The organism is Streptomyces sp. NBC_00539, assembly GCF_036346105.1.
Classification (GTDB): Bacteria; Actinomycetota; Actinomycetes; order Streptomycetales; family Streptomycetaceae; genus Streptomyces.
In genome coordinates this window covers 799,275-824,336 of the sequence record NZ_CP107811.1, presented here as the reverse complement: position 1 = coordinate 824,336, position 25,062 = coordinate 799,275, and the positions used below count along the sequence as shown (strand labels likewise).

The following is a 25,062-nucleotide window of genomic DNA, read 5'->3' as shown; positions in this document are numbered from 1 at the left end:
GCGATCAAGGAGGACCGTGTCCATGGGCGGGACGGCCGCACTCGAAAAGCTGGTGCCGGTACTCCTGGCCTTCGGCGGAGGGGTGCTGCTCGCACGCCGCAAGATCGTCCCGGCCGAGGCGTCGAAGGTGTTCGCCGACTACGCGTTCCTCTTCGCGGTTCCCTGCTACCTGTTCGGCAACATCTACGCCAGCGACCTCGCCGCCCTGTTCGACTGGCGCGCGATCGGCGGCTACGCGGCGACCGCGGCCGTCGCGGTGCTCTGCGTGGTACTCGGCGCGGTCGCCTACGGCATACGCGAGCCCCGTGCCGTCGCGCTGCGCGTCATGGCCGGGGTGCAGGTGAACACCGCCTACTTCGCCGTCCCCGTCTTCATCACCGTCTTCGGGACCGCGGCGCCCATCTTCCCGGTGCTGCTGTTCCAGGTCTGCGTGCTGTCCCTCGTCGTCATCGCCATCATGGAGCTCGGCCGCGCGGGCGCCGGCGCCGCGGGCCCCGGGACCCGCCTCGCCCGGGCGGTCCGGGCCTCCCTGATCACCCCCCTCGTGCTGGCCTGCAACGCGGGCATCGCGTTCAACCTGCTGTCGGTGCACCTGCCCAAGGTGGTGCTCGACGGAGCGGCCTTCGTCGGCGACAGCGCGTCCCCCGTCGCCCTGTTCGCGCTCGGCCTGCACCTGGGCGGCACCGGCCTCGCGCTGCGGGACACCACGCGCGAGGAGATGGCGCTGGTCGCCGTCAAGTGCCTCGGTTTCCCGCTGCTGGCGTGGCTGGTCTGCGGGGCCCTGTTCGGCGTCCGCGGCGACTGGCTCGCCTACCTCGTGCTGATCGCCGCGATGCCGACCCCGCAGAACCTGTTCATCTTCGCGCAGCGCTACGACGTGGGGGTCGGCCTCTCGGCCTCCGTCGTGATCAAGAGTTCCGTCGTGTCCATCCTGCTGCTGCCCCTCTGGTTGCAGGCCGTCGTCTCCTGACGTCCGGGGGCCCGTACGCCGCGGCCCGGGGATCCGGTGGCCGTCCGTTCGTTCCCCCGGCGGGGGCCGGTCGTTGACCGGGCATGGAGCTGCTGCCGATGAACGCGGCGCCGGGTGTCGGTGAACGGGCCGACGCCGCGGCCGATGCCGCCTGTCACCTCTACGACGCCGTCGCGCCCTGGGGCGCAGGCGGGCCCGGCGGATGGAGCCGGACCGCCGCCGAGGACGCCGCCGAGACCATCGAGACCACCGCGCACGCGCTGGCCCGCATCCACCCGCGCGCCGAGATCATCCTCGCCCCCGTGCACACGGCGCTGGCCGAGCTGCGCCGTCAGCTCGCCCTGGCCCCGGCGGACCCGCTGAGCGCCGAGGAGGTCCCGGCGACCCCGCCCACCGTCGGCAACCCGCGCCGCACCCGTTGGGTACGGGTGCACGCGCAGCCCGGGCCGCTCACCCGGACCGGGTCGCCCGTGTCGCCCGCGTCATCCGCCCCGAGGCGACTGCCGTCTCGTACAACGCCCTGATCTCCGCCCCGAAGTAGGAGCTGTAGGAGGTGTCGTCGGTGTCGCCGCCGGTCTTCCAGCCGCCGATCACCCCGATCACGTCACCGGTCAGGCGCCGCGTGTCGAAGTGCGTCAGGAAGGGCCCGCCGCTGGTCCCGCCGGGGTAGCCGGTGCAGTCGATCCGCTGGAACGACCCCGGGATCTTCGGATCGGAGCTGGTGAACTTCGTCGTCCGGTTCACGCACAGGCGCGGCCGGGCCGCGGACGCCGGATAGCCGACGAGCGTGACCGAGGGCTGTGCGTAGGAGGCTCCGGTCACCAGCCGGTTCCCGCCGACGACGTCCTCCACCAGGGCGCCCGAGGAGTTGGGTCCGACCTGGGCGAAGGCCACGTCGAGCGTGGCCGCGCGGTCGGCTCCCTCACGCCGGTAGCGCGGGTGGATCCACACCTTCGCCCGCCCGGCGGAGTCGCGCAGCACCGGGAACAGCCCGTACGGCTGGGGCTTGTCGGCCCTGTAGTGCGGTACGAACGCCACCTGGCGGGCGTCCGCGCCGAGCAGGCAGTGCGCAGCGCTGACCACCAGGTCGCGGCCCGGGGAGGAGACCACGCTCGCGGTGCAGAAGTACGCGCCGCCGCCCGTCATGACGAACATCCGCCCGACGACCGGCATGCCGTCGAAGTTGCGTCCCGCGCCGGGGTGGGCGGCCGCAGCGGCGTAGGCGGGATCCGGGGCCCGGACGGGCGAGACGGCGGCGACGGTCGGCGTCGGCGTGGGGGGCGGCGTCGGCGTGGGAGGGAGAGCCGGTGCCGGCGGGAGGGCGGGCGCGGGCACCGCGGTGGGCGAGGGGGAGGGGGACGGGGCGGGGACGGCGGGGCTCGCGGCGGGATCCACGGACGGCTCCGGGGCGGGGGACGCCTCGGGAAGCGGCGGAGCGGGAACGGCCGACGCCATCCGCTCGGGCGTCCAGAAGGCCTGCGCCTCCACCGCCGACCAGCGCCCGAGGACGGGGGCGCTGCGCGCTTCGGTGACCGCCAGCGGGCCGCCCACCAGCGCCAGCGCGGCCGTGGCCGCCGCCATCGTCAACGTACGTCGCATGCAAGGGCTCCCTAGATGGCTTGGGGAAAGCGGAACAGCCTGGCGGGGTCGTAGGTGCGCCGGACTTCTTCCAGCCGGGCGAGGTTCGCGCCGTAGTAGGCCTCGCGCCAGCCGGTGAGCTTCGGATCGACGTAGTTCTGGTACGCGCTGCCGCTCGCCCAGGGCCGCAGGTCCCGCCAGAGCCCGTCCAGCCACTCCTGGTGCCGGGCCACCTCGGCGGCCCGCGCGGAGTCGGGCCAATAGGCGAGGTACTGGGCGAGGAAGGCGTGGTCGCGGTGGGCGAAGGCGGTGTCGGTGGCGGCCGGCCGGTTCATCGCGCCGCCGCACTCGCCGAGGAACTGCACCACCCCGCGGCCGCCCGCGGGGACCGCCTCCCGGTAGCGGCGTACGGCGGCCAGCACCGCCCGGACGGCCGCCTCCGCGAGCCCCGGCTCGGCCCAGAAGTCGGAGCGGGCCGCGCAGGAGTGCCGGCCGACCCGGCCCCGCGGCTCCCGGCCGGGCAGCGTGCCCTGCACGTGGCACTGGGCCTCGTCGGCGTCGGCGCACCCCGACATGGCCCGCACGGTGTCGCCGTAGCCGCGTACGGTGACCGAGCCGTCCCGCGGCTCGCGTCCCACCAGGTCGGACAGCCGGGTCAACTCCCGCTCCAGCTCGTGGCGTCCGTCGAAGCACAGCACCCTGACGGCCGGGGCGTCGTCGCCGCCCGCTTCGATGAGGAACTCCAGGTGGCTCCAGAACGGGTCCGGGAGCCCGCCCAGCCAGCGTTGCCAGCCTTCGAGCACCGCCGCGGAGTCGTCACCGGGCCAGCGCAGTTCCGCGGAGGCGACGTCACCGACCGGGTGCGTGCGGAAGCGGAACTCGGTCACGACGCCGAAGTTGCCGCCCCCGCCGCCGCGCAGCGCCCAGAACAGGTCGGGGTCCCGGTCGGCGTCGGCGTCGCGGATCACTCCGTCCGGGGTGACCACCCGGACCCCGGTCAGGGCGTCGGAGGTGGTCCCGTAGGCCCGTGAGGTCAGGCCCATGCCCCCGCCGAGCGTCAGCCCGGCGATCCCGACGGAAGGGCACAGACCGGTCGGGATGCCGAGGCCCCGGGCGGCGAGGGCGGTGTTCAGGCCGCCGAGCCGGGCTCCGGCGCCGATCCGGACCCGGTCCCCCTCGACGGCCAGTGCGGCCATGGCCCCGACGTCGACCACGAGCCCGGCAGCGGTGGTGGACCAGCCCGCGTAGCTGTGACCGCCGCCGCGCGGCACCACGGGTACGGCGCAGCGCCGGGCGAATTCCAGGCAGACGGCCACGTCACCCGCGTGGGCCGGGTAGGCGACGGCGCCCGGGACGACGGTGTCGTAGCGCGGCTGGAACAGCTGCCGGGCCTGCGGATACTCCCGGTCGCCGGGGACGATCACCCGGCCGTCCATCGCCCGGGCCAGCGCACCGAAGTCGGGGCCGCCCGAAGGCTTGCGGGAGGAAGCCCGGGCACCCGCCCCCACGGTGGAGAGTGCGGCGGCGGCCGCGCTTATCAGGACCAGACGGCGGTGGAGACTCATCACTCCTTCCTGCCATCGGCGGAGGCGTTCGGGACGAAGGCGGGCCAGCAAAGACCGGGTTGCCCCCCGAACGGCCCAAACCCCTGTTACTCACCGGCGTCGGTGCGGCCGGCGGGCCGTGTACCGCGTCGCCCCGCGCGCACTCGGCGCAGGCGGCCGCCGCGACGGCGCGGTCGAACGGCTCACCCCCTTTCCCGCCGGCCGACGAGCGGGTGGGGCAGCTCCGCCCACTGGTCGCCGGGCACGCCGGGGCTCAGCCGCATCAGCGTCAGGGCCTTCACCGGGATCGGCTCACGTGCCAGGGCCCGGCTGTCGGCGGTCGGCGCCAGCGCGGACAGCTGCGCCAGGGCTTCGCCGAGCGCGCCCGCGGAGCCCACGGTCGCCGCGAGCGCCCCGGCGACCGCCGAGCCGAACACCTTGCGCCGCAGCGCCGCCACGTCGTCCGTGATCTGCCGGCCCGACACGGCGGGCACGGGCAGGCCGTGCCGGGCCAGCCGGGCCGGGCTGATCCGGATGTCACCGAGGTCGCGGTACACCAGCCGCACCGGGGCGCCGTCGGGGGAGAGGACGACCAGCAGGTTCTGCCCGTGGGCCTCCAGCGCGACCCCGAGGTCCAGCACCTCCAGGCACACCGAGAGCACGAGCCGCGCGAACCGTGCGCGCCAGGCCGCCGACCGTACCGGCGCCGCGCCCGCCAGCGCCGCGACCGGCACCACCCGTTCCCCCGGGCCCGCGTACGCCTCCGGCGGCTCGCGGAGCACCGCCGCCAGGTCGGGGCTGTGGGCGGTGACCGCGCCCAGCGTGCGGGTCACGTGCAGCCGCCCGTCGAGCCGCTCCGCCAGCACCTGCCCGAAGTCGGACAGGAGCGCCGCGGTCTGCACCGACCGGCCGGAGATGTCCCGGACGGAGGAGGTCAGCCGGGTGCTGAGCGCCGTCTTCACGTGCGGGCCGCCCCCGGCCGGGGCGAGGGTCCGCAGCGCCATCAGCGGGTGCGCCGGGATGCCGGGGCCGGAGGGGCCCCTGGGGGCCCGGGTTCCCAGGACGTGCTCCGCCTGCCAGGGGTGCACCGGGACCAGGACGCGGCCACCGTCCCGGAGCGGCTCGGGCCAGGTCCCCGTCACCAGGCACTCCCCGGCCGGGACGGCCACCGTCCCGAGCTCGACCAGCGGCCGGTGCTCCGGGGCGTACGCCAGCTGCTCGGCGACCGAGAAGCCGGGACGGGAGCGGCAGTTGGGGTGGTACGGATGCCCGTCGACCACCCGCTGTTCCCATTGCCAGCCGGCCTCGGGGGCGTCGTCGAGGTCCTCGCGCGGCTGCCCCGCCCGGGACAGCGCGAGCGAGGCCGTACTGTCGTCGAGCTCGGCGGCGAACGCGGCGCCGTGCGGTACACCCAGTGCCGCCATCAGCCGCGCGGCCTGCCGGTGGACGCGCCCGTCGAGGCTCAGCTCGCTCACGAGGTCACCGGTGGCGTACGGGTCGGGCAGCGGACCTTCCAGCCGGCCGCCCCCGGACGTGAACACGACCAGGGACTCCGGCCCGCTCTCCCGCCGCTCCACCCACGGCAGCGGTTCGAAGGCCAGCGCCCGCCACAGCCGGGTGAGCACGGCCGCCCGCGCACCGCCCAGCGCCGCGGCGTAGGAGGTGCCGAGCCCGGGGCGCGTCCCGGCCAGCGCGGCGGCGACCGATTCCTCGGCCGAGGGGCGGGGGGTGTGCGTGCTGCGGTCCAGGGTTCCGTTCCTCTCTCATAATTGCCTCACCCGATGATCGGTGATGATCACCGAATGGATCGAATGGAACCCGTGGACTTCAACGCCGCCGCCGACGCGTACGCCGCCACCCCGCTGCTGAACTGCCTGCTGCGGGAGACGGCCGATCCCACGGGGCAGGACGGCGTCCACCGGCTGCGCGGCAGCGGCCGGCTGCTGCGGGTACGCGGTGCCCGCCGGCCCGTGCTCCCCGAACTGGACACCGGCCAGGGCTGGCGTCAGCTCAGCCATGCGGAGCTGGTGAAGCTGACCTCCGACGAGCTGCGCCAGTACACCGGTGTCCCCAACGACGAACTGCCGGCCGAGATGAACGACAGCCGGGACACGATCGCGGCGCTGCTGGCGGCCCGCGCCGACGCCGAGGCCCCGGCGGACCCGTACGTCCTGTCGGAGCAGGCCCTCGTCATGGGGCATCCGCACCACCCGGCCCCCAAGGCCCGCGGCGGGGCCCCCGCCGCGAGCTGGCTGCCCTACGCGCCCGAGGCCCACGCCCGCTTCCCGCTCCTGTTCCTCGGGGTGCGGGAGGACCAGGCCGTCGAGGAGGGCGGCCCGGCCGCCGCCGAGGCGCTCGAGGCGCTCGCCGGGATCCTCGACGGCCCCCGGGCGCCCGCGGGGTACCGGCTGCTGCCGGCGCACCCGTGGCAGCTGGCCCTGGTCGCCGCCCGTCCGGCGCTGCGCGAGGCATTCTCCGACGGGCGGCTCGTGCGGCTCGGTGCGGGCAGGCGGAGCGTCTGGCCGACCGCCTCCGTCCGCACCCTTTACGTGCCGGACCCGGAGCGGGACGCGTTCGTCAAGTTCAGCCTCGACGTCCGGATCACCAACGACGTGCGACGGCTGTGGCGGCACGACCTGCTGCGGCTGCGGCGCACGGACGCCGAGGTCGGGACGGGGTTCGCCGAGCTGCGCCGGGCGGGGTCGAACGCGGTCTGGCTCGCCGACCGGGGCTACCGGACGGCCGGCTTCGCCTTCGAGGAGCTCGCCGTCGTCGTCCGGGACGGCCTGAGGGGGCGGGTCGCGCAGGGGGCCGGGCCGCTGCTGGCGGCCGCGCTCGCCGAAGGCTACGGGGGGAGCCCGCTCGCGGCGGCCCCGGACCCGGGCGCGTGGTGGCGGGCTTACCTGCGCCAGGTAGTGCCGCCGGTGCTGGGGCTGTTCGCCCGCCGCGGGATCGTCCTGGAGGCCCACCTGCAGAACTGCCTCGTCGCGGTGGACGGCCGGGGCATGCCGGTCCAGGCCCTCTTCCGTGACGCGGAGGGGGTCAAGCTGCCCGGGGACCTCCCGAGGGAGGCCGCCTGGCAGCGGCTCGTCTACTGCCTGGTCGTCAACCACCTGGCGGAGATCGCGGAAGCGCTGGCGGAGCGGCACCCGCAGGCAGCAGGGCAGCTGTGGCCCGCGGTCCGTGAGGAACTGCTGCGCTTCGACGCCGCCCACGGCCTGCCCGAGATCGCCGCACTGCTGGCCGCCCCGATACTGCCGGCGAAGACGAACCTGCTGCTGCGGTGGACCGGGGCGGACGGGGCCGACGCGCGCTACCTGCCCCTGCCGAACCCCCTGCGCAGCGAGCGGAATTAGAGGGTACGGATTCGGCCAAGGTGGTTCCGGCTGCCCGCGACACCCGTGTCAAAGGTATAGACCACTGCTACGTTGGTCGGGCAGACCGCAGTCCTTGGCCCCCCGTCAGAGGAGACGTCATGCCCGGCCCGGCCGCCATGCCCAAGTACCAGCGGATCGCCGCAGCGCTGCGGCAGGAACTCGCCCGAGCGGAGCACGGCCCGGGCGGGAAGCTGCCCTCCGAGCGCAGCCTCGCGGCCCGCTACGGGGTCAACCGGCAGACCATCCGGGCCGCTCTCCAGCAGTTGCGCGCGGACGGGCTGGTCGTCACCGGGAAGCGCGGCACCCGGCGGGTACCGGCGGCCGCCGACCCCGCGACCCCGGCGCCGACGGGCATAAACCCCGCCACCCCGGCGGCGAAGGGTACCGACCCCGCCACCCCGGCGGCGCCCGCGCCGGCAGCCGCCGCCACGCAGGGCCGGCTCACGCTCGTCACCGTGCCGCCGTCCTTCGCCGCGCCGCTCGGGATGCGCGGCGGGGAGCGGACGCTCGTCCACCACCACCGCGAACTGGGCCCGGCGGGGGAGACCCGCCGACAGGCGGTGACGTACCTGAGTCCGCGCGCCGTGGCGCGGAACCCGGAGCTGGCGGACCTGCGCGAGCGGGTGGCCGTCCGGGACCTGGACCTCGCCCCCCTGGAGCGCTGGCTGGAGCTGGCCCGGGCGCAGGGCCGGACCGTCGAGACCCTCACCATGACCCGGACCACCCATCCGCCGGTCCCCACGGCATCCGCCGCCTGCGGGCTGACGGTCCGCCGCGCGCTCTACGACCCCTCCGGGCGCCTCCTGGCCCTCACGGACCTGGCGTTCCCCGCCTGGGACCGGCTGACCTTCCACCGGGACCGCGCGGCGGAGGCGTTCCGGGTGAGGTGAGCCACTCCTGCGGCCCCGGCGCGGGGTCAGCCCCCGATGCCGACGCCCGCCTCGGATGCCGTGCCGGCTGCGGCCTGGCGCGAGCCCGGGGCTCCGGCGAGGAGGGCGAGCAGACCCGCCACCTGGACGCCCGCCTCGGCGGGGTGGCGGAACAGCGCGTTGTCGGAGATCTCGTACCGGTTGCGGCGTCCGTCCCGCACCCGCCGCAGGTACCCGTCCGTCTCGAGGTCGGTGACGATCGCCTGCACCGTGCGCTCCGTCAGTGCGCACGTCGCTGCCACGTCCCTCAGGCGTACGCCGGGATCGCGCGCGATGGCTACGAGGACGCGAGCATGATTCGTCAAAAATGTCCAATTATGTCGCTGAGACGGACTGCCCATACGCTCATGATGCGTCATCTGATTCCGGTGACGCAATACGCGAAAAGTCTTTCCGGTAATTCTTGACGTGTGAGCGGAAGCAGTACAACATCTACCGCAGTCAAGGTCCCGCGCCGCAAGCCGACCAGCCCAAGGAGCGAACCCCCATGCCGGTCCCCGCCCCCTTCTCCCGCACCGCCGACACCGCTCGTCCGGCCGACACGGGAGTCCCCGCCCCCCGCCCCCGTCCTCACACCGCGGGTCTCCCGCTGATCGAGGACCCGCGGGAGGTGGCCCCGTCGGACGCGCGGGAACTCTCCAAGGTCTTCTTCAAGCGCCTTCGGGAGCTGTCCGAAGGCACCCCTGAGTACCAGTACGTCCGCAACACGCTCATAGAGATGAACGCCTCACTCGTCCAGTACGCCGTCCGCCGCTTCCGCGGCCGCGGCGAGGGCGGTGACATGGAAGACATCGTCCAGGTCGGGACCATCGGCCTGATCAAGGCCATCGACCGGTTCGACCCGAGTCTGGAGAACGAGTTCTCCACCCTGGCCATGCCGTACATCACAGGCGAGATCAAGCGGCACTTCCGTGACACCAGCTGGGCCGTGCACGTCCCGCGCCGGCTCCAGGAGCTGCGCATCGACATCGCCAAGGCCAAGGAAGAGCTCACCGTACGGCTCGACCGCTCGCCGACCGTCGCCGACCTCGCCGCGCACCTGCGCCTCACCGAGGAAGAGGTCGTCGAGGGGCTCGTCGCCGCCAACGGTCACACCAGCGGCTCCCTCGACGCCCCGCAGTCCGAGCACGGTGATCAGACCGAGGGTCAGAGCCTCGCCGAGGTCATGGGCGAGGAGGAGCCCGCGATGGAGCTGGTCGAGGACATCCAGACCCTCGCCCCGCTGCTCGAACGGCTCACCGACCGCGAGCGCCGGATGCTCCAGCTCCGCTTCGGCGAGGAACTCACCCAGGCCCAGATCGGCGCGGCCCTCGGCATCTCCCAGATGCAGGTCTCGCGTCTGCTGACCCGGCTCCTCACCCATCTGCGGGAGTCCATGCTGGCCGACCCCGAGCCGTCCGAGACCCCCGCCGGGCGCACCGCGCCCGCCCGCCGGGTCTGACGGACTCGCGCCTGCGAAGGGCGCGGCGAAAGCCCGCGCCACACCCACGACGCACGTCGCCAACCCCGGCGACGTGCGTCGTCGTATGCCCGCTCAGGCCCTCCTCCTCACCGTGAGGTAGATCACCTTTGCGTTTGCACTGAATAAGGCCGGGAACGAGCGGGTCTGGAACGGAACCTTCCGCCGCCCTCTCACGGGGTCGGTGCAAGGGCGGGCGGATCCCGCGCCGCTCCACGGTGCGCGTCGCCCCACCGGCGCGCGAGCCGTATCCCCCACGACCCGCGAGGTGTATGTGTCCACGCTCCAGGCCGAGCACGTGTACAAGGTGTTCGGCAGACGGCCCGGCGACGACGAAGGCGACGCGGCGGTCATCCGCACGCTCGAAAAGGGCACCGACCGCGAGGAACTGCGGGCCGAGGGCATCACGGCCGCCGTCATCGACGCCTCCTTCCGCGTCGAGCCCGGCGAGATCTTCGTCGTCATGGGCCTGTCCGGTTCCGGCAAGTCCACGCTCCTGCGCATGCTCAACGGACTGCTGGAGCCGACGGCCGGACGCATCCTCTTCGACGGCGAGGACCTCACCGCGCTCGCCCCGGCCGAACTGCGCCGGGTCCGCTCCACGAAGATCAGCATGGTGTTCCAGCACTTCGCGCTGTTCCCGCACCGGAACGTGCTGGAGAACGCCGGTTACGGTCTGGAGGTCCAGGGCGTCCCCCGGGCCGAGCGCGAACGGCGCGCCGCCGAGGCGCTGGCGCTGTGCGGGCTCGGCGGCTGGGAGAACTCCTGGACCGACGAGCTGTCCGGCGGCATGCAGCAGCGCGTGGGCCTCGCCCGCGCCCTCGCCACGGACGCCGACCTGCTCCTCATGGACGAGTCGTTCAGCGCCCTCGACCCGCTGATCCGCCGCGACATGCAGGACCAGCTGCTCGAACTCCAGCGCACGCTGAAGAAGACGATCGTCTTCATCACCCACGACCTCAACGAGGCCATGCGGCTCGGCGACTCGATCGCCGTCATGCGCGACGGCCGGATCGTCCAGCAGGGCACGGCCGAGGACATCCTGACCCGCCCCGCGGACGACTACGTGGCCTCCTTCATCCAGGACGTCGACCGCTCCCGGGTCCTGACGGCCGACGCCGTCATGGAGGAGCCCGAGCCGCACGCCGACGCCTGCGACTGCCCCACCGTCAGCGCGGACACCCCGCTCGCCGACCTGTGCGCGGTCAGCGCCCGCGTCCCGCACCCCGTCGCCGTCACCGGCGCGGACGGCGCCGTCGTCGGCTCGGTGGGCCAGGACCGCCTCGTCGCCTTCATAGGGGACGAACAGCGGCCCCCGATGCACTGCACCACGGAGGTGGCGGCCTGATGCCCCGCATCCATCTCGGTGCCTGGGTCGACAGCGGTGTCGACTTCCTCCAGCGCCACCTGTCCTGGCTCTTCGACGCGATCAGCTCGCTGGTCAGCGGCCTCTACGACGGCATCGACGCCGTCCTGTCCGCCCCCGCCCCCCTGCTGTTCGCCGGCATCCTCGCCGTCGGCGCCTGGTGGCTGCGCGGGCTGCTCGCGGGCCTGCTGGCCTTCGCCGGGTTCGCGCTCGTCGACTCCGTCGGCCTGTGGGACGACGCGATGTCCACGCTCTCCCTGGTCCTGGTCGCCACCCTGGTCACCCTCGTGATCGCGGTACCGCTGGGCATCTGGGCGTCCCGATCGGACCGGGTGAGCGCCGTGCTGCGGCCCGTCCTGGACTTCATGCAGACCATGCCCGCGATGGTCTACCTCATCCCCGGCATCATCTTCTTCGGGGTCGGCGTGGTGCCCGGCATCATCGCCACCATCATCTTCTCGCTGCCCCCGGGCGTGCGGATGACCGAGCTCGGCATCCGCCAGGTCGACGGCGAGCTGGTCGAGGCCGCCAACGCGTTCGGCACCACCCCGCGCAACACGCTCGTACGGGTGCAGCTGCCGCTGGCCCTGCCCACGATCATGGCCGGCATCAACCAGGTCATCATGCTCGGCCTGTCCATGGTCGTCATCGCCGGCATGGTCGGCGGCGGCGGACTCGGCGGCGCCGTCTACCGCGCCATCGGCAGCGTCGACATCGGCCTCGGCTTCGAGGCCGGCATCTCCATCGTCATCCTCGCCATGTACCTGGACCGGATGACCGGCGCCCTCGGGCGCCAGGTCTCCCCGCTCGGCCGGCGCGCCCTCGCCAAGGCCCGCGCCGCCACGCAGGGCGCGGCCAGGGTGTGGCAGCACCGGCCGCAGCCCGTCCACGCGCTGAGCGGCGTCGTGGCCCTGGCCCTCGTCGCGGGCGGCATCGGCATGTTCGGCGGCGGGACGACCGCCACGACCGCCTCCGGCGTCCCCGACACCGGCAAGGGCCGCACCGTCAGCATCGGCTACATCCCCTGGGACGAGGGCATCGCCTCCACCTACCTGTGGAAGGAGCTCCTGGAGCGGCGCGGCTACAAGGTCGACGCCCGCCAGCTGGAGCTGGGCGCCCTCTTCACCGGCCTCGCGGGCGGCCAGATCGACGTGCAGACCGACGCGTGGCTGCCCGTCACCCAGTCCGAGTACTGGAAGAAGTACGGGAACAAGCTCGAAGACCTGGGTTCCTGGTACGGCCCGACGTCCCTCGAACTGAGCGTCCCCTCGTACATGAAGGACGTCACCTCCCTCGCCGACCTCAAGGGCAAGGGCGACCGGTTCAAGGGCCGGATCATCGGCATCGAGCCCAGCGCGGGCGAGATGAAGATGCTCAAGGACAAGGTGCTGCCCCAGTACGGCCTCGACGGCGAGTACCAGGTCGTCGACGGCTCCACCCCCGGCATGCTCGCCGAACTCAAGCGGGCCTACGCCAAGAAGGAGCCGGTCGCGGTCGTGCTCTGGTCGCCGCACTGGGCCTACGCCTCGTACGACATGAAGAAGCTCCAGGACCCGCAGGGCGCCTGGGGTGAGGGCGACGGCATCCACACGGTCACGCGCAAGGGCTTCGCCGCCGACGAGCCGGAAGTCGCCGCCTGGATGCGCTCGTTCAAGCTGACCGAGCAGCAGCTCACCGGCCTGGAGGCCAAGATCCAGGAAACCGGAAAGGGCAAGGAACAGCAGGCCGTCCGGGCCTGGCTGGACGCCCACCCGGAGGTTGCCCGGCTCGGCTGAGCGGGCACGCACACCGGCGCCGGTGCGCGGGGGACCCTACGGTCCTTTCGCGCACCGGCGCTTTCGCGCGAGCGGGCCCGGCCCCGGCCCGCTCGGCTCAGCCCGCCATGACCCGCTCGGGCTCGGGCGCCTTCAGCCGCCGGGCGGCGTCGCGCGGCCGCAGCGGCCACCACAGGGAGCGCCCCAGCAGCGCGGCTAGCGCCGGCACGAGCACGATCGACAGCAGGAAGGCGGAGAGCAGGATGCCGAGGCCCGTCGCGAAGCCGATCTGCCGGGTCGACGAACCGGGGCCCGCGGCCAGGCTCCCGAAGGAGACCGCCAGTACCAGGCCCGCCGTCGCGATCGCGGGCGCCGTGTGCCGGACCGCCCGCGCCACCGCCGCGCGGACCGGACCGGGCCGCTCCATCTCCTCCCGGATCCGGTCGGTGATCAGGATGTTGTAGTCGGTGCCCAGCGCCACGACGAACAGGAACAGCACCAGCGGCAGCGTGAAGTCCACGCCCGGCCGGTCCAGAGCGTGCTGGAACACCAGGGCGGCGGCGCCGAGGGTGGCGGCGAAACCCAGTCCCACCGTGACCATCAGGACCACCGGCGCGAGCAGGCTCCGCAGGAGCAGGAGCAGGATCAGCGCGATCAGCACCGCCGCCACCGGGAACACCACCCGCAGGTCCTCGCCCACCGCGACCGAGATGTCGGAGAAGACCGCCGCCGTGCCGCCCACGTGTGCCTCGGTGCCCTCCGGCCGGTGCTCGGCCACCGCCTTCCGCAACGGCCCCGCGACCAGGTCACGCGCCTCCTGGCGGCGCTGGTCGACGGTGAGGAACAGGTCGATGCGCGCCGCGCGGTGGTCCCCGCTCCACACCACCGGGGCCACCTGCCCCACCCCGGCGACCTCGGCGAGCGCTCGTGCCAGGCCGTCGAGCCGTCCGGCGGTCAGCGTGCCCCCGTCGGACGCGGTGACGAACACCGGGGCCGGGTCGGCCACCCCGGCCGGCAGCGCCCGGGCGATCTCGGCGGCCGTGTCCGCCGCGGCCGTGCGCGGTCCGTCCGGGCCGCCCTGGCCGTAGTCCATCCGCATCCCCACCAGCCCGGCGGCCAGCGCCCCCAGCAGGGCCACCGAGGCGACCACCGCCGTCAGCGGACGCCGCGCGATCCGCTCGCCCGTTCGGGCGGCCACGCCCGGACGCGGTTCCCGCTCCAGCGAGCGCGAGGGCCAGAACATCCTGCGCCCCGAGACCGCGAGCAGGGCGGGCATCAGCGTCAGGCTGCCGAGCAGCATCACCAGGACGGACACCGCGATCGCCGGGCCGAGCACCCGGAACTGCCCGAAGGTGGCCACCCCCAGGGTCGAGAACGCGACGACGATGGTCAGCGCCGCGCAGGTGACGGCCGTTCCCACGCGGCCCGCCACCTCGGCCGCCGCCTCCCGGCCGCTCTGCCCGGGGCGCGTGCGCAACTGCTCGCGGAAGCGGAACAGCAGGAAGAGGAAGTAGTCGATGCCGATGCCCAGCAGCACCACGCCGATCAGCTGCGGTGTCGACGGATCGAGCCGCACCCCCGTCAGCAGCGCGGCACCGACCACCGCGCCCGTCGCGGCGCCGCCGACGATGCTCACCGCCAACAGCGGGATCAGGGCCGCCATGACGCTGCGGAACACCAGGAGGTGCAGCAGCACGATCACGCCGAGCACGAGTGCGCCCACGACCGTCGACCGCGTCTTGCCCTCGTCCGCGGTGTCCACGGACTCGGGGAGCGCCCCGGTGAACCCGGTGCGAAGGCCCTCTCCGGCGAACTCGGCCCGGGTGGTGTCCCGGAAGGCACGGTACAGGTCCTGCATGCCCGGATCGGTCGGGTTGCCCGTCAACTCCACCGCCAGCAGCCTGAAGCGGTGGTCCGGTGCGGTCATGGCCGGGCTGAGACGAGGGCGTTGGGAGTAGTCCCGGCCGAGCGGCGCCGAGTCCTCGGTCCGTGGCATCGCGACCCGCCGCCGCGCCACTTCTGCGGCCGCGGCGTCGATCCGCCGTTCGTCCTCGGCCGTCAGCGGGCCGCCGTCGGTGCGGGCCACGAGCAGCGTCAGCGGATTGGCGTGCGGCTTGGTCCCGAAGTGCCGCTCGGCGACCCGCAGGGCCGCGGCGGAGTCGTAGCCGGCGGGCAGGAACTCGCCGGTGCTCGCCTCGGTGGCACGGGGTACGAACGCCTGGCCCACCACGGCCAGGGCTATGCCCAACACCGCCCAGACGACGATGACCTTCCATGGACTTCGGGTGGCGAAGCCGGTCAGGGCGCGGATCAAGGGTCCTCCATCACGTCACGGGACCGGTGTTCACCGGCCGCCCACCAGCCCATCACCGGCCGCGCCGCAGCACGTCGGGAGAGGGGAGGAGTCCGCACCCGGGACCGGAGCCGGGCACCCGCCGCCGACCGGGACCCGAGTCCCGGGTGCGGCTCCACCCCGGGTACGGCCCCACCGGCCGATCCCCACGCGAGAATGGGGCGGGAGCCCAAGAGCGGCGCCGGTACCGACCGGGCGGCGCGCGTCGACGAGGGGGAGGGCCGGACAGGATGCCGACACGCCGTGGGGAGGGTCCGGGTGAACGCCGCGGGGGTGGCACCGCCACCGGGTCCTTCGTCTGGACCCGGGACGACGCGCTGGTGGCCATCGGCACGGCCGCCGTGGACGTGTTCGGCTACGCGGGCACCGCCGTGGTCGACGGGGAGGCCCTGCGCCTTCCCGGCCTCGCCCTCCTCGTGCTCGCCGCGCTCTGCCTGCTCGCCCGCCGCCGCCACCCGGGGCCCGTGCTCGCCGTGGTCCTGTCCCTCGACCTCGCCCTGGAGCTCACCGCCCCGCTGCCCCAGCACTTCACGGCCGGCCTCGCCGTCGCCCTGTACTCGGTCGGCAGGATGAGCGGCCCCGGAGCCGCCGCGGGAGCCGTCGCGCTGACCGTGGCGATGCCGCTCGCCGTCCGGACCGAAAGCTGGACCGACGCCGGTTGGGGCGCGCTCAACGCCACCATGGCCGCGGCCCTCAGCGTCGGCGCGGGTCTGGCGGTCGGCCGTCGGCAGCGCGTGGGCGAGGCGAAACGCGTGGTGCTGGCCGAGCGGGCGGTCGCCGAGGAGCGCCGCCGGATCGCCCGGGAGCTCCACGACATCGTGGCCCACCACATCACCACCATGCAGCTGATGGCCGGTGGGGCGAGGGCCAACCTGGCCCACGACACCGAGGCGGCCCGCGAGGCCCTCGTCATCATGGAGGCTTCGGGACGTACGGCACTGGGCGAGATGCGGCAACTCCTGCGCGTCCTGAGGGCGGGGGAGGACCCGGAGGGCGCCCCGCCGGCCCCGCAGCCCGGAACCGCGGACCTGGACCGCATCGTGACCGAAGCCCGGCTCGCGGGGACGCGGACCGCGTTCACCGTGGACGGTCCCGTCCGTCCGCTGCCGCCGAGCGTGGGCCTGACCGTGTTCCGGATCGTGCAGGAGGCATTGACCAACACGCGCAAGCACGCGGGCCGGGCCAGCGCCGACGTACGGCTGAGCTACCGTGCCGACCACGTCCTCGTGGAGGTGAGCGACGACGGCCCGGGCGGCTCGTCCGGCGGCACGTCAGCCGTACGTCCGCCCGCCCACACGGCGCCTTCCCGGCCGGGGCCGGGCTCCGGGTACGGTCTGGTGGGAATGCGGGAACGGGTCGCCCTCCAGGGCGGCACGCTGGAAGCCGCGCCGCTCGACGGCGGCGGATTCCGGGTGGCGGCGACCCTGCCGGCGTCGTGACGGGCGCCGCCGGGGGCGGCCCCGTCCGGGGGGAACCACAGTCCGGAGAGGGGAACCACACGTGATCCGGGTGCTCATCGCGGACGACCAGCCGCTGGTGCGGCGCGGCCTGGCGCTGATCCTGGCGCCGGAGCCGGACGTCGAGGTCGTCGGCGAGGCCGGGGACGGAGCCGAGGCGGTGGCCCGGGCGGGCCTGCTGCGCCCCGACGTGGTGGTGATGGACATCCGGATGCCGGTGCTCGACGGAGTCGCGGCCACCGCCGAGCTGGCCCGCACCCTGCCCGGGTCCCGGGTACTGGCCCTCAGTACCTTCGACATGGACGAGTACGTGGTCGCCGCCCTGCGCGCGGGCGCGTACGGCTTCCTCCCCAAGGACGTCTCCCCGGAGGAGCTGATCGCGGCAGTGCGCACCGTGCACACGGGCGACGCGGTCGTCGCGCCGCGGCTGCTGACCCGGCTCATCTCCACCTACGTCCGCACCCCCGCGCCCTCCCCGCGGGCCGCGCCCGTCCCGGCGGCCCGGGACGGTCTGACACCGCGCGAACTGGAGATCTGGCGGTTGCTCGCCGTCGGCCTCGACAACGCCGAGATCGCCGGAGAGCTGGCCATCAGCGTCTCCACGGTGAAGAACCACCTCACCGGCGTGTTCGGCAAGCTGGGTGTGCGCGACCGCGCCCAGGCGGTCATCGCGGCCTACGAGTCGGGCCTGGTCGAAGCCGAACGCCGGGGCGCCTGACGGGCCGGGACGGCCGCGCGAGGCGGTGAGCGGCGGCAGGACCCGGCCGGACCCGGGGCGGACCGCCCGCGCGTACGACGAGCCGCGCATGGCACAGTGCGAGCAGCACGACCTCCGGACCAGGGAGCCGCCATGCGTGACCCGCACACCGCGCCGCCGACGCTCGCGGCCCCGCCCGGCAGCCCCGGGGCGGGGCCCGCGCTGCCGCCCTGTCCGGTGTGCGCCGGGCGCGTCGAACGGATCAGCTGGCGCGAGCGCCCGGGGGAGTCCGTGGTCCTGGTCCTCGCCCCCTGCGGTCACCGCCACGCCACCCCGGCCCCGCCGCTCCTGGCCGTCACCCATGGGCCGGCGCTCGAGGTGTGACGGAGCGCGCCGGCCGCCGCGCCGGGCGCGTCCCCCGTGCGCGCCCCCGTACGGGAAGGAGCGGCGCGGGTGTATGCAGGAGTCATGGACCTACGCCCGCAGCACGGAGGTACCCGCCGGTACCGTGAGCCGCGCATGGGGATGCTGTCCGTTCCCCTGGCCCTGATCGCGATCGTCACCGCGGTCGACGTGCTGGCGCCGCCCGACGTCCACCTGGGCCCCTTCCTCGCCGCCGCCCCCGCCGTCACCGCCTCGTTCGCGGGGCCGCGGGCGACCGCGTTCATCGGCGCGGTGGCGGTCGCGGCGCAGGTGGCGGTCGCCGTCGCCAGGACCAACGTCACCGACCTGAACCACACCTTCCAGATCATCGCGCTGGTCCTGATCTCGGCGTTCGTCACCTTCTTCGCGCACTTGCGGGAGGTGCACGAGGCGCAGCTCACCCAGCTCCGGTCGGTGGCGGAGACCGCGCAGCAGGTCCTGCTGAGGCCGCTGCGCGAGCGGATGGGCCCGCTGCGGCTGGCCTCCGTCTACCTGGCCGCCGAGGCCGAGGCGCAGATCGGCGGCGACCTGTACGCCGCCTCCCGGACCGAGGACAGCACCCGGCTGATCATCGGGGACGTCCGGGGCAAGGGCCTGGAGGCGGTCGGTGAGGCGGCCATCGTCCTCGGCGCGTTCCGCTCCGCCGCCCACCGCAGGGCCGGTCTGTCCGAGCTGGTCGCCTCCCTGGACGGAGCGGTCGCCGCGGACATGGACGACGAGACGCGCGACGACGCGGGCCGCCCGCCGGGGGAGGGCTTCACCACCGCCGCCGTGGTCGACATCCCGGACGCCGAGATGATCCTGCGCGTCGTCAGCTGCGGTCACCCGCCGCCCCTGCTGCTGCGCGGAGGCCGGGCCGTCCCGCTCCAGGTGGCCCATCCGGCACCGCCGCTCGGGCTCTTGGAACTCGTGCCGGGCGGCTTCACCGTGCAGTCCTTCGCCTTCCAGCCCGGCGACCTGGTGCTCCTGTACACGGACGGGGTGATCGAGGCCCGGAACGGGGCCGGTGACTTCTACCCCCTGAGGGAGCGTGCCGCCGGCTGGCCCGGCGACGGTCCGGAGGGCCTGCTGCGCCACCTGTGCGCGGATCTGCTCCGGCACTCTCCGCACGGCCGGCTGGGGGACGACGCGGCGCTCGTGGCGATCGAACGTCTTCACGGGGCTTGAGCGTGCTCATGCAGGAAGTTCATGCGTGAAGTTGCTTGTTGACGGCCGATTTCGAGCAACTTCCTTCATCCCGCTCCTCGCAGCCGCTATCTTGGCCGTGCTGTTTGCCAGGCGCATGCCAAAGCGGTGTGTCCGTGATCCCGGACCGCACGAGGAGCTGCCCCATGAGACTGACCCTGAGGCGCATCCGTCCCCTGTCCGCCCCCGCCCCCGCCAGACACCGGCTCCGCGCGCGCCGCCGCATACCCGGCGCCGCCCTGCTCGCCGGCGCCCTCGCCATGTCAGGGCTGGCCGCCGCCGGCCCGATGGCCTCACCGGCCGACGCGGCCCCCGCCCCGGCGACCGCCGGCAACGCCACCGGCCTCACCCGGTCCGGCAACACCTTCACCGTGACCACGTCCTCCGGCGCCAAGGCCCGCGTGGTCGTCGCCCGCGCCGACATCTTCCGGCTGTGGCTCTCGCCCGACGGCGCCTTCACCCAGGACCCGGCCGGCTCCGACCTCGCCCCCACCACCGACTTCGGCCCGGTGGACACGACGTACACCGACGCGGGCGCCCACTACCGGATCACCACCGGCGCCCTGTCCATCCACGTCGACAAGAAGCCCCTGCGGTTCTCGGTCTACCGCGCCGACGACGCCACCCTCGTCTGGCAGGAGACCCAGCCCACCTCCTGGACGGGCACCCGGACCACCCAGTACCTCGCCCGCGGTGCGGACGAGCAGTTCTACGGAACCGGCCTGCGGCTCGGGGAATGGGCCCTGCGCGGCAAGACCGTCCCCATCGCCGTGGACAACAAGTGGCGCGAGAACGACAACGCCAGTCCCGCCCCCTTCTACATGTCCACCAACGGCTACGGAGTCATGCGCAACACCTGGGCCCCCGGTTCGTACGGGTTCAACGCGCCCACCACCCTCGCCCACGACGAGAAGCGCTTCGACGCCTGGTACTTCACCGGCGACACCCTCAAATCGGTCCTCGACGCGTACACCGACGTCAGCGGCAAACCCTTCATGGCGCCGATGTGGGGCTTCGAACTGGGCAACGCCGACTGCTTCAACGCCTCCAACCCCGCCTACCAGGGCGACCACGACCGCCTTCGCCACCAGACGACCCCCGACGTGGTCGGCTACGCCTCCGACGCCCGCACCGCCGACATGCCCTCGGGCTGGTTCCTGCCCAACGACGGCTACGGCTGCGGCTACACCGCTCCCCTCAAGTCCACCGTCGACGCACTCAAGGCCAAGGGGTTCCAGACCGGCCTGTGGACCTCCACCGGCCTCACCGACATCGCGACGGAAGTCGCCGCCGCGGGCACCCGGGGGGTCAAGACCGACGTCGCCTGGATCGGCGGCGGGTACAAGAGCGCCTTCACCGGCGTCCGGCAGGCCGTCGAGGGCATCGAGAAGAACTCCGACGCCCGCCGCTACGTCTGGACCGTCGACGGCTGGGCCGGCACCCAGCGCAACGCCGTCGTCTGGACCGGCGACACCAACGGCACCTGGGAAGACATGCGCTGGCACGTCCCCGCCATCACCGGCGCCGGCCTGTCCGGCCTCAACTACGCCTCCGGCGACATCGACGGCATCTTCGGCGGCAGTCCCAAGACGTACGCCCGCGACCTCCAGTGGAAGGCCTTCACCCCGGCGTTCATGACCATGTCCGGCTGGGGCGCGACCAATCCCGCCGCCGGATACCAGGACAAGAAGCCCTGGCGGTTCGCCGAGCCCTACCTGTCAATCAACCGCAAGTACCTCCAGCTAAAGATGCGGCTGATGCCCTACCTGTACACGATGAGCCGCGTCGCACACGACACCGGAGTGCCCAGCACCCGCGCGATGGTCCTGGAGTATCCGGACGACCCGGTGGCCCGCGGCAACCTCACCAGCGGCCAGTTCATGGCCGGCGACTCCTTCCTGGTCGCGCCCGTCGTCTCCGACACCTCCGTCCGCGACGGCATCTACCTGCCCGCCGGCACCTGGACGGACTACTGGACCGGCACGACCTACTCGGGCCCGGGCTGGCTGAACGGCTACCGGGCGCCCCTCGACACGCTGCCGCTCTTCGTCAAGGGCGGTGCGATCGTGCCGATGTGGCCCCAGATGAACTACACGGGGGAGAAACCCCTCTCCACCCTCACCTACGACATCCACCCGCGCGGCAACTCGGCGTTCAGCCTCTACGAGGACGACGGCCGCACCCGCGCCTACCAGTCCGGAGCCTTCGCCCGCCAGCAGGTGAACGTCAGCGCCCCCACCTCCGGTACGGGCGCCGTCACCGTGTCCGTGGGCGCCCCCACCGGCAGCTACGCCGGACAACCGGCCGCGCGGGGCTACGAGTTCACCCTCCACGTCGCCTCCGCACCCACCGCCCTCACCGTCGACGGCGCAGCCCTCACCCGGCTCACCACGAAGGGCGCGTACGACGCCGCCGCCACCGGGTGGTTCTTCGATCCGGCCGACCGCTCCGGTGTCTTGTGGGTCAAGACCGGCACGAAGCAGGGCGCCTTCGGCGTCACGGCCGCCGGGGTCACCCTCCCCGTGGCCGGCCCGCTCCCGACCGGCTCCGACCCGCTGCCGCAGTCGGCCTGGCGCCTGCTCTCCACCGACAGCCAGGAAACCGCCGCCGAGAACGGGGCCGCCACGAACGCCTTCGACGGCGACCCGGCCACGACGTGGCACACGGCCTGGTCCTCCACGACCCCCGCGCCGCTGCCGCACGAGGTGAGCATCGACCTCGGCGCCCGCTACACGGTCGACGGCCTGGGCTACCTGCCCCGGCAGGACGGCGGGGTCAACGGCCGCATCGGCTCCTACGAGATCTACGTGTCCGACACCACCACCGACTGGGGGCCGCCGGCGGCCACCGGGACCTTCGCCGACACCGCAGCACCGGAACGGATCACCCTGCCCGCGAAGACGGGCCGCTACCTGCGCCTGCGCGCCCTGACCGAGGCGGGTGGCAGAGGACCCTGGTCCAGCGCCGCGGAACTCACCCTCACCGGCCGGGCGGCGCCCCTCCCGGCCGACGCCCTCCTCGTCGACTCCGCGTCGGGCAGCTGCGCGGACCTCCCGCACAGCAGCACCGCCCCCGGCACCGAACCCACCCTGTACGCCTGCCACGGAGGCCCCAACCAGCGCTGGACGCTCCGGAACGACGGCCACATCACCGGGCTCGGCGGGGTCTGCCTGGACGCCACGAACGCGGCGGCCGTCACCGTACAGCCGTGCGGCGCCGCCACCGGCCAGATCTGGCAGCCGGGACCCGACGGCAGCCTGCGCAGCGCCGGACAGTGCCTGACCCCGGAGGGGTCGGCGACCGCCGACGGGACCCGCCTCACCCGCACCGCCTGTGCCGGCACCCCGGCCCAGCGGTGGACCTTCACACCCTGAGCCCGTAGGCCCTTACGGGCCTTGTGGGCCTTGTGGGTCGACACCCGGCCCCGCGCCCGCCTGGAGTCCGGACTCCGTGGCGGGCGCGGGGCCGGGTTGCCGCCCGGGCCCTGCCTCGATCCTCACGGAGCCCAAACCCCAAGTCAATCCCGGTATTTCGTGCTCGGACCCAAGCTGTAGCTTGGCCCTCATGACCCTCGACGACCTCCGCGTCTTCGTCGCCGTGTGCCGCACCGGCAGCCTCAGCGCCGTCGCCCGCGACCTCGGCCGGACCCAGCCGGCCGTCAGCCAGCACGTCCGACGCCTGGAGAAGGAGACCGGCGTCGCCCTCCTGGAACGCCATGCCCGCGGAGTGGTCCCCACCGAGGCCGGCCGCATCCTGCTCACGGCCGCCGCCGACGGCATGGCCGGTCTCGACGGCGCCCTGCGCCGCCTCGAGGACCTCGTCCACGGGGACGCCGGATCGGTGCGCGTCACCACCGGCGCCACCACCGTGCGGCACTTCATGTCCGAGGCCGTCGTCACCTTCCGCCGCCGCCACCCCGACGTGAGCCTGGAGTTCCAGACCGAGAACTCCAGCCGCAGCTGCTTCGCCGCCCTCGCCGCCGACGACCTCGACCTCGCCTGGATCACCATCGGCGACCAAGTCCGCGGCATCGAGCAGCGCCCCGTCATGCACCTGCCCTGGGTCCTCGCCGTCGGCGCCGACGACCCCCTCGCCACCCGGGCCCGCCTCGAACCCGCGGAGCTCAGCGGCATCCGGCACATCAGGCTCCCCGAGAACTCCGCCTCCCGCGCCCACCTCGACGCCGCCCTCGCCGCCCGCGGTGTCCGGATCAGCCGCTCCGACACCAGCGTGGCCGACTGGGACACCGCCCTGCTGCTGGCCGAACTCGGGCTCGGCCACGCCCTGGTGCCGGCCCTGCCCGGCTGGCGGGTCCCCGGATGCGACGGACCGCTCAGGCTGCTGCCCGTCCCCGCCCTGCCACCCCTCGCGGTGGGCTGGGCCGTCCGCCGCTGGAGCGCCCTGCCCCCGCCGGCCCGCCTCTTCGCCGACGAGGTCGCCCGCTCCTGCACCGCCCGCGCGGCCCGGCACACGCAGGGCCCCCGCGGTGCGTGAGGGCCCCGGGGGCCGCCGCCTCAGCCCGCTTCCGGGGGAGCGGCAGGGGTCCCCGCCGGAGCCGCCGGTGCGGGGCCCAGCGTCGTGGTGCCCGGGACCGCCCGGTGCCCGAGGCCCGTGCGGTACGCGTCCAAGGCGGCCTCCGTGCGGCCGCAGCGGCGCAGCAGGTCTCCCAGGAGCCGGCACAGGTCCGCGAGATCACCGCTGGCCCCACTGCGCTCCAGCAGCGACAGCGCCCGTACGTAGTGCTCCTCCGCGGCCTCGGCGTCACCCCGCTCCTCGGCGATCAGACCGAGCAGCCGGTGGGCTCCGCCCGCGTGCACGGCGCCGTGGTGCTCACCCAGTTCCAGGAGCGCCGACAGCAGCACGGTGGCCTCGTCGTACCGGCCCAGCCGGCGCAGTACGTCGGCCAGCTCGACCTCCACCTGGGCGGTGTACAGCGCCGCCCGCTTGGCGGCGAGCATGTCCCGGGCGGTGCGCAACTCCGCTTCGGCGGCGGTCAGCTCGCCCCGCTGAGCCTGGACGTAGCCGCGCATCCAGTGGCAGTGCGCCAGGTCGGTGCGCAGCCTCAACTGCCGGTAGACCGCCTGGGCCTTGGCGAGGGAGGCGTCTGCGTCGGCCATCCGCCCCTCCGCGAGGAAGGTGCGCGCGACCTGCCGGTGCATGCCCGCGACCAGCGCCGGGTCCTGCACCTGCCCGGCGAGCGCCAGGGCCAGTTCGGCGGCGTGGGCCGCACGGGCGTGGGCCCCCATGTCCATGTACGGACCGATCGCCGCGGCGTAGAGCAGGACCAGCGCCTCGGGGTCGCCCAGCCCGCTCGCGTTCAGCTCGTCGATGGCCGATTCCAGGAGGTAGCACGCATAGCGCAGTTCCCCGGCGAGCAGGTGGGCCACGGCCCGGCCGCGGACGGCGCGGGCACGACGGGGGAGCGGCTCGTGCGCCAGCAGCCGTTCCGCCTCCTCGAAGTGACGTATGGCGTCGGCGAGTTCCCCGCCCTCCAGGCAGCAGTCGCCCAGCCCCAGCAGCGCCTCCGCCCGTTCGGGGTCCAGGCCGAGCTGTTCGGCGTCGGTGAGGAGCCTGCGGAAGAGGACGGCGGCCTCGTCGGCGGCGCCCGTGGCCAGCGCCCGCTGGGCGTCGGTCAGCGCGAGGCGCAGCTCGGTGGCCAGATGGGCGGGGCGGCCCGTGGCCAGTTCCTCGTAGGAGGTGCCGAGGCGGTCGGCGAGGAAGCGCAGGGCGGCTTCGGAGGGGCGGACCCGGCCCGACTCAAGGGTGGAGATGTAGGCCGGCGTGTACACCGGCTCCGCCAACTGCCGCTGGGTCAGTGAGCGTTCGGCACGCAGGCGCTGTACCCGGCGTCCGATTTCAGCCGGTTCGTCCATGAAGTCCCCTCGGGTCACGTGAAATCCCCAGTATTCAGCGGGAGATGCCCATTGCGCGCGTCCTGTACGCGCCCCTAACTTAAGCACCCAGTTAAGC

19 protein-coding genes are annotated in these 25,062 nt (G+C 74.0%); 13 read left to right on the top strand and 6 right to left on the bottom strand.

All coding sequences use genetic code 11. The features are described 5' to 3' along the window. Window positions 1-22 precede the first annotated feature (22 nt). On the top strand, window positions 23-970 hold the full coding sequence (locus OG861_RS03745) for an AEC family transporter (RefSeq protein ID WP_329200543.1): 948 nt from the start codon (window positions 23-25) through the stop codon (window positions 968-970). A gap of 83 nt (window positions 971-1,053) precedes the next feature. Next, complete coding sequence (locus tag OG861_RS03740) at window positions 1,054-1,494, top strand: hypothetical protein (RefSeq protein WP_329375118.1); 441 nt, start codon at window positions 1,054-1,056, stop codon at window positions 1,492-1,494. Here OG861_RS03740 and OG861_RS03735 read toward each other — a convergent pair. From OG861_RS03735 to OG861_RS03725, 3 genes are all read right to left on the bottom strand, one after another. Further along, window positions 1,421-2,569: a hypothetical protein gene (locus OG861_RS03735; RefSeq protein ID WP_329200547.1), complete on the bottom strand. Its 1,149-nt coding sequence runs from the start codon at window positions 2,567-2,569 to the stop codon at window positions 1,421-1,423. The genes OG861_RS03740 and OG861_RS03735 overlap by 74 nt on opposite strands. A gap of 11 nt (window positions 2,570-2,580) precedes the next feature. Beyond that, the gene (locus OG861_RS03730) at window positions 2,581-4,113 is read right to left on the bottom strand and encodes an FAD-binding oxidoreductase (protein ID WP_330261220.1); all 1,533 of its coding nucleotides are present in this window, start codon (window positions 4,111-4,113) and stop codon (window positions 2,581-2,583) included. A gap of 182 nt (window positions 4,114-4,295) precedes the next feature. Further along, the gene (locus tag OG861_RS03725; protein WP_329202583.1) at window positions 4,296-5,840 is read right to left on the bottom strand and encodes an IucA/IucC family siderophore biosynthesis protein; all 1,545 of its coding nucleotides are present in this window, start codon (window positions 5,838-5,840) and stop codon (window positions 4,296-4,298) included. A gap of 54 nt (window positions 5,841-5,894) precedes the next feature. Here OG861_RS03725 and OG861_RS03720 point away from each other — a divergent pair, with 54 nt between their 5' ends. After that, window positions 5,895-7,448 carry an IucA/IucC family protein gene (locus OG861_RS03720; protein WP_329200551.1) on the top strand — a complete coding sequence of 518 codons (1,554 nt, stop codon included), beginning with the start codon at window positions 5,895-5,897 and terminating at the stop codon, window positions 7,446-7,448. Window positions 7,449-7,567: 119 nt separating this feature from the next. Beyond that, a complete protein-coding gene (locus OG861_RS03715) occupies window positions 7,568-8,359 on the top strand; it encodes a GntR family transcriptional regulator (protein ID WP_329200552.1) in 792 nt (263 codons plus the stop codon). A gap of 26 nt (window positions 8,360-8,385) precedes the next feature. Here the strand turns inward: OG861_RS03715 and OG861_RS03710 are convergent, their stop codons facing one another. Beyond that, window positions 8,386-8,703 carry a MarR family transcriptional regulator gene (locus OG861_RS03710; protein WP_443056704.1) on the bottom strand — a complete coding sequence of 106 codons (318 nt, stop codon included), beginning with the start codon at window positions 8,701-8,703 and terminating at the stop codon, window positions 8,386-8,388. Window positions 8,704-8,885: 182 nt separating this feature from the next. Here OG861_RS03710 and OG861_RS03705 point away from each other — a divergent pair, with 182 nt between their 5' ends. The 3 genes from OG861_RS03705 to OG861_RS03695 all read left to right on the top strand — a co-directional run bounded on the left by OG861_RS03705 (window position 8,886) and on the right by OG861_RS03695 (window position 12,998). Beyond that, complete coding sequence (locus OG861_RS03705; protein WP_329200554.1) at window positions 8,886-9,839, top strand: SigB/SigF/SigG family RNA polymerase sigma factor; 954 nt, start codon at window positions 8,886-8,888, stop codon at window positions 9,837-9,839. Window positions 9,840-10,131: 292 nt separating this feature from the next. After that, window positions 10,132-11,205, top strand: a complete 1,074-nt coding sequence (locus tag OG861_RS03700; RefSeq protein ID WP_329200556.1) for a quaternary amine ABC transporter ATP-binding protein — start codon at window positions 10,132-10,134, stop codon at window positions 11,203-11,205. Then, the gene (locus tag OG861_RS03695) at window positions 11,205-12,998 is read left to right on the top strand and encodes an ABC transporter permease/substrate binding protein (RefSeq protein ID WP_329200558.1); all 1,794 of its coding nucleotides are present in this window, start codon (window positions 11,205-11,207) and stop codon (window positions 12,996-12,998) included. The genes OG861_RS03700 and OG861_RS03695 overlap by 1 nt, the downstream gene beginning before the upstream one ends. A gap of 97 nt (window positions 12,999-13,095) precedes the next feature. On the opposite strand, the gene OG861_RS03690 is transcribed toward OG861_RS03695, so the two are convergent. After that, window positions 13,096-15,291: an MMPL family transporter gene (locus OG861_RS03690; protein ID WP_329200561.1), complete on the bottom strand. Its 2,196-nt coding sequence runs from the start codon at window positions 15,289-15,291 to the stop codon at window positions 13,096-13,098. A gap of 269 nt (window positions 15,292-15,560) precedes the next feature. On the opposite strand from OG861_RS03690, the gene OG861_RS03685 reads away from it, so the two are divergent. From OG861_RS03685 to OG861_RS03660, 6 genes are all read left to right on the top strand, one after another. Further along, window positions 15,561-16,769 carry a sensor histidine kinase gene (locus tag OG861_RS03685; protein WP_330261219.1) on the top strand — a complete coding sequence of 403 codons (1,209 nt, stop codon included), beginning with the start codon at window positions 15,561-15,563 and terminating at the stop codon, window positions 16,767-16,769. Window positions 16,770-16,830: 61 nt separating this feature from the next. Further along, window positions 16,831-17,505: a response regulator transcription factor gene (locus OG861_RS03680; RefSeq protein WP_329200565.1), complete on the top strand. Its 675-nt coding sequence runs from the start codon at window positions 16,831-16,833 to the stop codon at window positions 17,503-17,505. Window positions 17,506-17,637: 132 nt separating this feature from the next. Beyond that, entirely contained in the window at window positions 17,638-17,868 is a 231-nt protein-coding gene (locus OG861_RS03675) for a hypothetical protein (RefSeq protein WP_329200567.1), read from the top strand. 135 nt (window positions 17,869-18,003) lie between these two features. Continuing rightward, entirely contained in the window at window positions 18,004-19,074 is a 1,071-nt protein-coding gene (locus OG861_RS03670; RefSeq protein ID WP_329200568.1) for a PP2C family protein-serine/threonine phosphatase, read from the top strand. Between the two features lie 164 nt (window positions 19,075-19,238). After that, a complete protein-coding gene (locus tag OG861_RS03665) occupies window positions 19,239-22,466 on the top strand; it encodes a TIM-barrel domain-containing protein (protein ID WP_330261218.1) in 3,228 nt (1,075 codons plus the stop codon). Window positions 22,467-22,656: 190 nt separating this feature from the next. Further along, the gene (locus OG861_RS03660; RefSeq protein ID WP_329200572.1) at window positions 22,657-23,586 is read left to right on the top strand and encodes a LysR family transcriptional regulator; all 930 of its coding nucleotides are present in this window, start codon (window positions 22,657-22,659) and stop codon (window positions 23,584-23,586) included. A 20-nt stretch (window positions 23,587-23,606) separates the two neighbouring features. Here OG861_RS03660 and OG861_RS03655 read toward each other — a convergent pair whose 3' ends face one another. Further along, window positions 23,607-24,965 (bottom strand): tetratricopeptide repeat protein, encoded by a 1,359-nt coding sequence (locus tag OG861_RS03655; protein WP_329200574.1) that lies wholly within the window; start codon window positions 24,963-24,965, stop codon window positions 23,607-23,609. Window positions 24,966-25,062: the final 97 nt, after the last annotated feature.